At 48.9% G+C, this 12,872-nt stretch carries 4 protein-coding genes; all 4 read left to right on the plus strand.

Annotated features, from left to right (window positions below):
• The coding region (locus tag NA59_RS07600; RefSeq protein ID WP_044410496.1) for an Ig-like domain-containing protein at positions 1–9,192 on the plus strand (9,192 nt) is incomplete at its 5' end.
• Between the two features lie 367 nt (positions 9,193–9,559).
• On the plus strand, positions 9,560–10,870 hold the full coding sequence (locus NA59_RS07605; RefSeq protein ID WP_044410500.1) for a TolC family outer membrane protein: 1,311 nt from the start codon (positions 9,560–9,562) through the stop codon (positions 10,868–10,870).
• 35 nt (positions 10,871–10,905) lie between these two features.
• Positions 10,906–11,994 carry a hypothetical protein gene (locus NA59_RS07610; RefSeq protein ID WP_044410503.1) on the plus strand — a complete coding sequence of 363 codons (1,089 nt, stop codon included), beginning with the start codon at positions 10,906–10,908 and terminating at the stop codon, positions 11,992–11,994.
• Positions 11,987–12,868, plus strand: coding sequence for an OmpA family protein (locus tag NA59_RS07615; RefSeq protein ID WP_198401073.1), 882 nt, complete (start codon positions 11,987–11,989; stop codon positions 12,866–12,868). Before NA59_RS07610 ends, NA59_RS07615 begins: the two co-directional genes overlap by 8 nt.
• The last annotated feature ends 4 nt before the right edge of the window (positions 12,869–12,872 follow it).

Consider the following 12,872-nt stretch of genomic DNA (forward strand, 5'->3'; position numbering starts at 1 on the left):
GTCACAAGCAACTTCAATGACCCGGACACCAACGACACGCTGACCTACAGTGCGAGCGGTCTGCCGGTGGGGCTGAGCATCGACGCGACAACCGGCATCATCAGCGGCACGCCGGATGGCTCCGCCAGCCAAGGGGGGCCAGACAACGATGGCGTCTATAGCGTCACCGTCACCGCGACCGACCCGCAGGGCGAAACGGCCGAGCAGACCTTCACCTGGACGGTCGCCAACGTAGCGCCCATCGCCAACAATGATGCGGCCACCACCGACCAAGATACCGCGATCGACAGCGATGCTGAGGCGGCGGTGAACGGCGTGCTGTTCAATGACATCAGCCCGGATGGCGACCCGCTGACGGTATCAGCCGTTAACGGTAACGCCTTCCTTGTAGGTCAAACCATTTTTGGCACCAACGGGGGGCTATTTACCCTCAACGCCGATGGCAGCTACACCTTCGATCCTAATGACCAATTTAACTCTTTAGCTGTAAACGAAAGTGCTACCACCAGCATCACCTACACGGTCAGTGACGGCGAAGGCGGCACCGATACCGCCGTTCTTGAGATCACCGTAACCGGTGTCAATGACGATCCGGAGGCGCAGAACGATATTGCCATCACTGGCATGAACACTGTAGTCAATATTGATGTGCTGGATAATGATACTGATCCGGACACCAGCGATGTCCTCGTCGTTTCTGAAATCAATGGTTCCCCGGTAACTGTCGGTACGCCTGTGGTCGTTAGCAACGGTCAGGTCACTTTGCTTGGTAATGGTACGCTGGACTTTGAGCCTGCCCTCGGATTTGATGGCCCCGTCACCTTTGACTACACAGTGTCGGATCAGAATGGGGGTACTGATACCGCAACGGTTACGGTCAGCGTGATCAGTGTGGATATTACCGACAATGCGAGCCCGTCTTCTACGACAACTCCCGATGACGTTCTCGCCGGTATTGATGATCTGGCAAATACGGTAATTACCGGCCGTATACCACCCGGTGGAACGCTGCTTGGTCTCGAAGTGACTGACGGTACCACAATCCTATCTGTTGATCCGGCATCGATTGCTATTTTCCCCAATGGCACCTTCACTGCGACGGTGGATGTGTCAAGTCTGAATGATGGCAATATCGACGTGTCACTGATGGCACAGGACAGCAGTGGAAACTCGGCTAGGGTAGATGATAACATTCTCAAGGACACTGTGACCGAAGTCAGCATTGATCCGCTGATTGTGGTCAACGGCGAAATCCCTGTCGTTACAGGTACTGGAGAACCCGTTTCGACCATTACCATTACCATTACGGTGGACGGTGCCCAGGTTCTTCCAACGACAACAACGGTTGCACCGGATGGAACCTGGAGCTTTACGCCTAGTTCCCCCATCTCGGATACTATATTTAAAATCCAGGCGGATGCGGAGGATCGATGGGGCAATACCGTCGATGAGCTCGGTGATCCCGCCCGGGACACCCGTAATATTCCGGCGCTGGAAATTGAGGATGTCAACGGCGGCGCCCCTGGCGATATGACCGTACTCGAGTCCGGCCTTCCGGGTGGCTCATCCCCGGAAAGCGACGACATCCAGAAAACAGGCACCTTTACACTCGCCAGTACGGACGATCTTAAATTCATTACTGTTGCCGGTACTTCGGTTAGTAAAGCTGACCTGGATGATCTGGGAACCGACCCTGTTGGCAATGCGGTTCCTGCCATTACGACAACTTATGGTGAGATTAAACTTATCGGTTTTGTCGGGGCGACAGGCGTCGTCACCTACGAATACACCTTGACCGAAAATACCACAGATCATGAAGATCCGGGGCCGGACACCGTTTCTGACAATATCGTTATTGCAGTAACGGATATCTTCGGTGACACCCGTCAGGGCACCTTGGAGGTCGTGGTTGTCGATGATGTTCCCGTGGCCGAAGATGTTGCTTTGGTGAGTGTGGATGAGGGTGGTCAAACCATCACTGGCAATGTGATGACCGATGGCACCCCGGATAGGGTTGGTGCAGATGGTGCCCGGGTTTACGAGATTGATTACACGGATATTAATGGTGATCCCCAGACGGCGACTGTTCCGGATGGTAGCACTGTTATTGTTACCACACAGTATGGTGCATTAACTATTGAAAGTGATGGAAGCTGGTCGTATACCAGTAATCTGGCGATTACTCATACGCAGCCGGCAAATGACCATGAAGTGTCTGATAACTTCAGCTATCGACTGATTGATGGTGACGGCGATATCAGCAACACGGCAACCCAGCTGATCGATGTGCTGGATACCGAGCCAGAGGTGGGCACCCCGAATAACCAGAGTGTCTCCGAAGAGCATCTTTTAACCGGCAGCAATCCAGATTCTGATAAGTTGATTAAGACAGGCTCACTCGATTTGAATCTGGGAGCGGATGCCATTGATACCACATTCGATGCCGCGCAACCCGGACTGGCAGGTTTTACCTCCAATAATAAGTCTGTGGTGTTCAGTATCAGCTCCAATGACCATGTGTTGACCGCCACGGCGGATGGCAGCCCGGTGTTTGAAGTGACCATTACCAACCCCACGGCTGCCAATGCAGGCTATAGCTTTGTGTTGCAAGGGCCTCTTGATCATTTGGCACCCGGAGCCAATTTGGTGCCGGAGTTTGCCTTCACGGTGACGGATGCTGACGGCGACACAGCTATCGGTACCTTCCAGGTGGAGGTGGTGGATGATGATATTGGTACCACGCAGAGCATCGGCCTGGATGAGGATGATGACATCACCTTCAACACCACTGCGGATGCCAATGAGGGCAATACCACTATTACGGTTGTGGCAGGGTTTGGCGATGCCGTAGTTAATCCCAATGGCACCATCACCTATACGCCATATTCGAACTACAGTGGCCCGGACTCGTTCCAGTACACCACGACCGGCGCTAACGGAGACACGGTCACGGTGAAAGTGAATGTGACTGTCAACCCGGTTGCGGACGCACCCACCTTCACAAGCGCCGCGGCTGAGATCACCACCCCTGAAGATGTTGCTATTGTCATTGGCTTTAATGCACCGGTGGTTACAGATGACACCCAGGCGAGCCTCGCTGTTGAGGATTTCCCCGAACGGCTGGGTCCAATTACCTTATCGGATATTCCCAGTGATGCACAACTATTGGATGGCACCGATAGCGATGCACTGCTATTCACTTCCACCGGAGACCCGATCACTATTGTAATTAGTGACGGTGCAACGCATATCAATGGCGTTACTGGCGATATCACTATGACAGTGGCGCAGTTCGAGGCGCTGACGGTGCTGCCGCCCGAGCATGATGCCGATAACTTTGATATAAGTGCATCGGTGACCTCGTTTGAGGTGGATAGCAATGGCGATCCACTACCAGGTGTGCCCGGAGAGACAACCTCGCTCGATGTCAAGGTGCGAGTTATTGCGGTAACCGATGAGGTGACGCTGTCGATTGATGGTAATCCTGAAGGTGTTATAAACCGCACAATCGATGAAGACACCACGCTGGATCTGGCTGTGCTCCTGAGTGCGGATTTTGAAGACCTGGACGGTAGTGAAAATCGCGAGATTATCATTGCTAACCCGACTGACAATGATCCGATTCTGGTGAATGGTACTGAAGTGCCAGGTGGCGAAAGTATCCCCATTCAGGCACCGGGCTTGTCGACGGACCCATCGGATTTCCCCTCGATCACCATTCGCGGCGGACAGGACTTCAGCGGTGACCTTGTGGGCATCACTGTTACGCTGCGTGCTAAAGATACGGACGACGATGATAATCTTGACTACTTTGGCGATAACCCTGGCGTCGAAGAGTCAACTGTCACGCTTAATCTTTTTGTTGAACCCGTGGTCGATGAGCCGACTGTTACGGCTACGGTGACGACCGATGAGGATACGGCGGTCAAGTTCATGGAAGACCTTGGACCTGCCGACGTGCAAGGCACGGAAACCATTACGGGTATCGAGATCAAGGCCGTGCCTGATGGCTGGGTGATCCAGGATCATAATGGCGTTGTTGTTCATACTGGAAATGGCTCAGCCGATTTCACCGTCGACTCGGATGACGTGAACAGCGGTGACTACAAAAACTATACTATCAAGCCGCCGGCGCATGATAGTAACAATACGAGCTTGGATCTGGCTGTTACGGTAGAGGATGAACAGACTGTTAATGGGGTAGTCGTTACAAAAACCGACACATTTACATTGCCTGTCGAAATTCAAGTGCGTCCGGTGGCTGAGGTTGTGGGTGGCGATTCGGACGGCGACGGTACTGATGACCTGACGATCAACCCCGATCATGCCTATACCACAAATGGTTTTGAAGACGAGTGGTTTGCGCTTAACCAAGGCGATTTTGATTTGAAGGACGGCTGGAAAAACCAGGATGATGACGGGTCGGAAAAGACCTACGCCTTGCTGACGCCTGTTTTAGCGGAGGAGGGTGCGTCACAGGGCAACGAGATTGGTTCGTCTATCCGCTATTCCACTGATGGTGGCACTACTTGGGTCACAGAAACCTTTAACGGCAGCGTTCCCATTGAGGTGCCGATGGCATACCTTAATACCGTGCAGTTTAAAGCGGCACCTTTTCAAGCGGCGGTTTATGATATAAAGGTAGAAGCTAAAACAGTGGATACCGATCCTAATGATTCCTCTTATGTCGTTGAAGCCACCAGCGGCGAAGCGACCCTGAGCAATATCTTTATTCATCCGGTCGCTAACCTTGTGACTTTAGCGGTTAAAAATGCTAGGGGTGATGAAGATAGTCAAATTCCTTTGGATATTAAGCCGACTAGTCCTGATGCATCTGAGATTTTTAGGATAATCATTACCGATGTGCCAACTGGTTCTATACTAAATTACAATGGTGTCAACGTAGATGCTGATGGTTCAGGTAATTTTGTTATTGAAAACTTTGATTCTTCTACACCTTTGTGGATTCAGCCGCCTGAACACAGTAATGTAAACTTTACATTAAATGTAACTGCCGAGTCTGTTGATGAGTTTAATGGTGAAACAAGTACTCGTTCAACTAGCTTGCCTTTAAGTGTTCGCGTGCGTGGTGTAGCTGATGAAGCCAGCATTACGCATTCGGCTGCAGAATTTGCCGAAGTAGATATTGATAACGCAAACGGTGAAGTGGCGCTTAGTAGTGTTATTACGCAGGTTGAATCGCCGGACAGCGATGGTTCTGAAACGATTACTTTGAAAATTTCAGGCTTGGATCCGGCGTTTAGTGTCGTGGGCGCTTCTTATTTTGGTGGCACAGGAGCAGGTAGAACTTGGTTAGTTGAAGCGACTAATCTGGCTAATGTAAAAATTAGCGTTCCGCAAAACTTTAGTGGCACTGTTAAGTTTAATGCCAATGCGATTACTACCGAGGATGATGGGGATTCTTTAACAGGGCCAGATACCCCAATTTTGTTTAGAGTGACCCCTTCGCCGGAGGCCACAATTACCCAATCGAGCAGCTTAACGGAAGACAGCTTAGGTAAGGTTGATTTTGATATCCAGCATCAAAATGGTGATACAGATGAAACCTTGAATTCGGTTTGGTTAAACCAAGCTGACATTGATGCAATGGCCATTCAATTCTATTTTGGCAATGCTACGACCACCACTTTACTTCAAGCAGCGAATGATGTCGGTAATACAGAGGTTCAGCTGGATGGCGGTTGGTATAAGCTGAGCGGAACGGCCTTTGATGATATTTACGCCCAAGCAGCGCCTAACTTAAGCGGAAACTTTAGCTTTAAGGTCCGCTATGAAGTGACGGATCCGGTTTCAGATGGTACGACAGGTGGAAGTCTTGGCCCGGTTACTACGCAATCACCGGATACGAATTATAGTCTCGTGGTAAACGCGGTAACTGATACGGTTGAGATCGCGGTGGCGAGTATTGATTCAAGTAATTCAGATTTTACGATGGTTGATAATACGCAAGTAACCGCAACGGGTAATGTGTCCATTACGGTGAATGTTGAAACAGCTAAGGCTGTTGATAGCAATGCCGATAATGAGCGTGATTATGATGGCAGTGAACAATTATTGTTCTTTAGAATTGATGGCGTGCCTAAAGGTGTGACTGTGACAGGTGCTGATTTTATTGGACAGACGTCTGGAAACTTAGACACGGGGCAGTGGCTGCTTGATATGAATCAAAGTTTCGACGGTCCGATAACAACGTCGATTAGTTTTAATCTTGAAGGCTCGGCTGATGAGTTAGCTAATTTGAATCAAAACATCACAATAACCGCCTTTACCCAAGACACTGGGCCTGGCGGACAGGCAGTGGTAACAGAAAGGACGAGTTGGACTTTGGTAACACCTGTTGATCCAAGTGCCTTTAATGCAACAGGTGCTGATACACTTACTCCACCACCTATTAATACATGGCAACAAGAAACATTTAGTAATGCAGACGAAGATGCGTCCTTTAAGCTTGGCGATATTGTTTCAGCTGATGTGGGTTTTACAGAGCCCGATACAACGGATACCTTTACGATTACGCTGACCAGTTTACCTGCGGGTACTGGGGTGACAGGGATGACAGAAACACAAGTAGCTGGTGAGACAGTTTGGACTGCGTCAGGGACAGATCAAGCTGGATTAGAAAGCTTGCTTGATAGCATTCAAATCACACCGCCACAAGATTGGAATGATAATAACCAACCTGGCGGGTTAAGTTTTGATGTCACTTTGACAACCTATGCGCCTAATGGTCAACAAAATGTAAGATCAATAAATGTAGCGCAATCGATTAATCCAGTTACTGATCCGGCAAGCATTGCGATCAATCCGCCAGCCACTGAGGAAGGTGCTACTTCCGAATTTAATATCAGTCTGTCCAATTCAGCAGATGGTGAATTCAGTAATTTGGTTGATGGACGCTTGTATATCCAATTGGATGAAACACTGTTAACTGGACCGGGTAGTTTAGAAGGCACTTTGTCTTACGATGGTTTTGTTTTGGTTTTGGAATCTGTTACGGGTGTGGCAGGTATTACTGATGGCGATTATTATGTGCTTGAAGGTCAGAACATGGCTTACACGCCAGAATTAACTTATAAAGCAGGTGAGTTTGCTAAGGGTGATGTTTCGATCACTGTGTTTGCAAGGGTACAGGAAACGAACTCAACTGAAATCAAGACATCCTCAACGAGTGCAACCATTGAAGTAGCACCGGTAAATAGTGGGTTTGATCTTGCTGCATCCGATGTCGATGGACTTGAAGATAAGCTTGTTGCGTTAAGTATAACCGGTAGTGGATTAGCCGATGCTTCAGAGTCTGTTCAAACAGTTATTTTGCAGGATGTGCGCAATGGTTTCTTGGTTTACTTCGGGCCAAATTCAGGCGACGTTAGCATGGCGACTAATGCAGGTGGTGATGGATCGACGAATGATTGGCTGATTCCGACCACGGCTGGAGAGTTGCCTGGTTTTATTGGATTGATGCCCCCAATAGACTGGAGCGGGAGCTTATCTGATTTAACGCTAAGTGTCATTAGTGGTGAGCCAAGCTTAGACCCACAAATCGATTCAGTGAGCTTTGATGTCACTGTTTTAGGCGTAGCTGACGGTATTGCATTGACTCCAACACTTAGTTTTGGTGTCGAAGGCGATAAGATAGCACTCAACTTAAATGCTAATATGGGTGACCTGGATGGTTCTGAAACAGTAACCTTGACCTTAAGCGGTTTGGGCGAGTTTGCTGCCTTTTATACCAATGGTGGGGCAGATTTGATGAACTGGACCTACGATGTCGGTACTGATACCTATACCTTAGCGGGTATTACACCTGCACAAATTAATGATATTTCGTTTGTACAAGCGGCGCAAGCGATAACGAGCAGCAGCATTACTGTGACAGCAAAAACCATTGATGATAATAGTTTTGCAGGTCAGTCTAATGATGAATCAACAGTATCTTCAACCACGGCGCAAGTCGAGGTTTCAGCTGTTTCGCCGACATCAGGTGACGACACATTGCTCTATTCGGGTCAACCCATAGATGCCTTGGGCGGAAACGACAGCGTTCGGTTACGTTATGGTGAGAGTGTAACGGGAGATAACTTGGCAACTAACCTGAGTAATGTAGAAACGATTAGCATGACAGGTAATGGTGACAATGCGATCAGCGCACTTAGCGTACAAAATGTTATTGACATCACTAACTCAAGTAATGTTTTGTATATTAATGGTGACAGTGGCGATAGTTTGACCTTGAGTGATAACAGTGAATGGACTCTGGGTACGGGTGTTTCGGGTTATAAAGCCTATGTTAATGATTTAGGCACTGTTACTTTGTATGTTGCAGAAGATATTAACCAGTCAGCACCTTTAGAGGATCAATCAGGTATCGTCATCGACGGTATTATCGAGGGGATGTATTACGAAACCAGTTCTGGTTTAACGGGTTATACCGATGCGGAAGGTAGCTTTAATTTCCGTGCGGGTGATAGCGTGACCTTTAGTGTGGGTGGCGTTATCTTGGGTACGGCTTCGCCTGAGGCTTTGGCTGAGGGTCTTCTCTTCCTGCAAGACCTAGCGGGGGTAGAGCGTACCAACCTTAGCAATGACTATGTGCAGAAGATGGCGGTGTTCTTGCAGTCGTTGGATAGCGTTGGCACCACCGAAGACGGTATTCAAATTTCGCAGGCCACGCGTGACACCTTGTCGGCGGTGTCGTTGAATTTGGTGAGTGCGTCGATGGAGGAGGTTGTCGCAACCTTGATTGAAGCGGGTTACGCGCCGGTTAGCGTTGAAGAGGCGATGGAACACGTGCGCGATATGTTGATTATTTTTGATGACAACATTAATGCTGACGACTTTGATTTGTCGGATTTTGCGGTTGATGAGGATTCTTTAGCCGAAACCTTGGCATTGATGGCTGAGCAACCAGGCCTGGTTGTGCTGGATGAGGATGCGTTACTCATTGATGCGGCGGCGTTTGCTGAAGTGGCGGATGTTGGTGGTGACGATTTGGCTAGCGCTGATAGTTTACCGGCTTTGGAAGAGGTGTTTGTGTTGGATGAGTCGGCGCCAATTTTTGCTGACGATGAACAGGATATCCCGCTTGGTGAGCTAAAACCGAATGATGGCGATGTGTATATTGATGCGAAGCCTGTGCAAGATCTGGAGGCGGAGGAGACAACGGATTTTTAGTTGAATTAATTATTTAGCTAATTAATTATTTATCGCTGTTGTTTATCAACAGAAGGGCGCGGCAACCAGGCCTGGTTGTCGCGCCTTTTTTTATGTGGTCATTAGTTTGATTAATGTCAGTTTTTGTCGGTATTTAGAAACTGGTCATGATTTAAATTTTCATGTAGAATACTGAGGTAATTGTGTATTAAACGGTTTTTTAGTGGTTGATTGGGATTGGTCAGAGGTGTTGGTCAATTTGTTGTTTTTTGTATGAAGAAGTCTTGTGTCATCTCTCTTTCACATCGTTTCTTTTAAATGCTCACAAAATGCTTCTATTTGTCGTTTAGAATTTGCTTAGGTTATGAACAAAGGTGATGGTTAGGTCATGCGAAAAAAATTAGCTTGTTGGGTTTTAATCGGGAGTTTTGTTGCGCCGGCTTATTCGATGACGCTTGAGGAAACGGTTTCGGAGGCGATTGTGCATAATCCGGAGTTTCGTGCTGAAGTAAAGCGTTATCATGGCCTTCAAGCCGAGGTGCGTGGCGCAAAAAGTGATTTTTATCCCACGATTGATTTGTTGGGGGGTGTGGGTTATGAAGAGGTCAATAATGCGGCGATTGATAATGTCGGCGATGGGTTGATTCGTCGTGAGACGTCTATTCGATTAACACAAAACCTGTTTGAGGGCTTTGGTACGCAGTATGAGGTGCAGCGTTTGCAGTATCGCGTTGATGCGCAGTCTTATACGGTGATGGCGCGCGCGAATGATACGGCGTTGTTGATGGCCGAGGCGTATATTGATTTGATTACCGAGCAGGAGTTGTTGAAGCTGGCGCAGGATAATAAGGATACGCATCAGCGTATTTTGGCGCAAATTATTCAGCGTAATGATGCGGGCATAGGCAATTTGGTTGAGGTGGATCAAGCCAGAGCGCGTTTAGCGCTGGCTGAATCGAATTATGCGGCGGTGCAAAATAATTATTTTGATGCGAAGGCACGTTTTCGCCGTGTTTTGGGGCGTGACCCTGATAATATTTTGGTGCGCCCTGTATTTCGTGCGTCATTACCGAGTGATTTAGAGACCGCCACGCAGATGGCGATGCAAGACCATCCTACCTTACGTTCAGCTAGCGGCGATATCGCTGAAACCCGTGCGCAGTATAAAGCCGCAGATCGTTTTAATTATCCAAGATTTGATTTAGAAGTGGAGCGGACGTTTGATCGTAACCTAGGCGGTGTGGAGGGTAAAAATGAAAACCTCCAGGTGATGTTGCGGATGCGTTATAACCTGTATCGTGGTGGACGGGATTCGGCTGAAAAGCGCCGAACGGTATCGGCCTATCAAGAAGCGTCTGAGATTCGGGATAATACACGTCGTCAAGTGGTCGAAAATTTACGTTATGCGTGGAATGCGCAGGTGTATGTTGGTCGCCAATTGAATTTTATTGAGCAGCACATTAAACTGACGTATGACACTTTAACGGGCTATCGGCAACAATTTACGCTGGGGCGGCGCAGTTTGTTGGATTTATTGAACACTGAGAATGAATATTATGGGGCGACGCGTAATTTAATTAGCAGCGAGGCGGAGTTGCTGAAGGCGCAGTATCGTATTCTTGCGGCGATGGGGCATTTGTTGCCGAGTCTCGATATTGCGTATGGGTTTATCCATACCCAAGACCATCCGGATGAATAACGGTGGTTTATAAAGTAGAGGTACAGAGAAGGCATATGAAAATCTTGAAGAGATGGGTTGGTTTTAATTTTTTAGTCTGGGGTTGGCTGTTGTTGTCTGGCTGTGCGCAGCTTGCTGAGTATACGAAGGCCGATGAAGCCGTTGCGGAAACAAGCCTGCCCTATTGGGTGCTTGATGTGCCAGACGGCCATTGGGTTGCAAAGATTAGCGATGTGGGCGAAGAGGATGGTGCACAGGATCAGGCCGGCGTCTGGGCGGCGGATCTGGCGATGCAGCATCTGTTGGCGCCGTTGAATGATCAGGTTAGGGCGCAGTTCAGTACGCCGTCTGCGGTTGTGGGTGATGTGGTGTTGCTTGAAGCGCAAGTGCGCGAGGTGTTTCGTCAGCAGACACGTGCGACAGCGACTATCGATCTAATGCATGTGCAGACATGGTTTGATCAGTCGGCGGCGGTTTATTATGCGCTGTTTGATTTGGGCGCGTCGACGCAAAAAGCCTTGCTGTTATCGCAGTTACGCATGTTGGATGCGCAGTTGCCAGATTATAAGCATGCGACGTACCGCGGTTCGGAGTTTGAGCAGTTGAGGTCCTTGTCGCCGGTTTTACCCAGCTTGGAGGCACGCCGGGTGTTTGCGCAAATTTGGTTGGATAGATTTGGTGCGTTACCAGCCCTGCCGAATGCACGTATGGCAGAGCTAATGGATTTGCAATTGAGCGCGTTGTTTAGCCGCATGAGTGTGAGTTTGGATGCGTTAACGGCGGAAACCGCGGCGTTTGAATCGGGTTTGCGAGCAGGCCTGGTCAATGCGGGGTTGAATATTTCAGCGCGTCGTCCTTCGTTGATGGTGCGTTATTATATTGAGCAGTATGTCGAGGGGGGCGAAATTGTGTTGGTGAATGATATTGAAATCAACCACCGAGATACGGGGCGTTTGGCGCATTTTGGCGAGGAGTTGGTGTTTGAACTGGCTGAGGGTGAAACCAATGCGCAGGGATTGGATGTGGCTTATGATGCATTGGGTCGTGCCTTGGTGGATTTGATTCTAGCGGACTTGTATAACTATATTGCCCGTTTTAATGCGCATCGGTTTGGACGGGAGGTAGTGGAAAATGGCGATGAGTAGGTTACGCGTTTCACTGTGGTCTGTTTTGTGTGCCGCCCCTTTTGTGTTGGGTATGCAGGGTGCGAGTGCGGAGGTTAATCGGGCGATGTCGTCTTTGGCGCAGCCTTTTGATTCACTTGCTGCGTCGCGCGATTATTATCATGATAAGGATCAAGATGGGGTAGCCACCCGATTCGATCAGTGCCAGGCTTCGATGCAAGGTGTTGCGGTGAATCAGTATGGTTGTGAGCTCGATTCGGATGGCGATGGGGTGTATGATCGCAATGATGCTTGTCCAGATACACCAGCCGGCCGTAAGGTGAATTTTTTAGGTTGTCAGGCGGATACGGATGGGGATGGGGTGTTGGACTTTTATGACCAGTGTCCAGGCACGCCGTTGGGTAGGGTCGTTAATGAGGAGGGGTGTGTGCCTCCGGTTGTGGTCGAACCCGAACCTGTTGTGCCGTTAAGAACGTTTGTTATTTCACATATTGTCTTTGATACGGGTTCGTATTTAATTCGCGCTGACCAGCGCCCTGTTTTAGAGCGCGATGCGGCACAGTTGCAACGCTTAACAGAAAGCGATGTTTTATTGGTAACTGGGTTTACCGATAGTCATGGCTCGGCGGAGGGTAATCTGCAGTTGTCTTGGAATCGTGCGCAGAGTACCAAAGATTATTTAACCAATACCTTTAATATTCCGGCTGGGCAGATTTATATTTTAGGCATGGGGGAAGTTAACCCTATTGCGTCTAATGACACACTTGAAGGGCGCCAGCAGAATCGCCGCATTGAGTTTCAGGTTTTATCGACGGATGCTGTGATGCCAGAGGGGGTTCGGTTGGTGATTCCTGACGAAATGAAAGGACCGTTGCGTTTTACAACGCAACGGTAGGTTT

Origin of the sequence: Thiomicrospira microaerophila, assembly GCF_000934765.1 — a bacterium.
Classification (GTDB): Bacteria; Pseudomonadota; Gammaproteobacteria; order Thiomicrospirales; family Thiomicrospiraceae; genus Thiomicrospira; species Thiomicrospira microaerophila.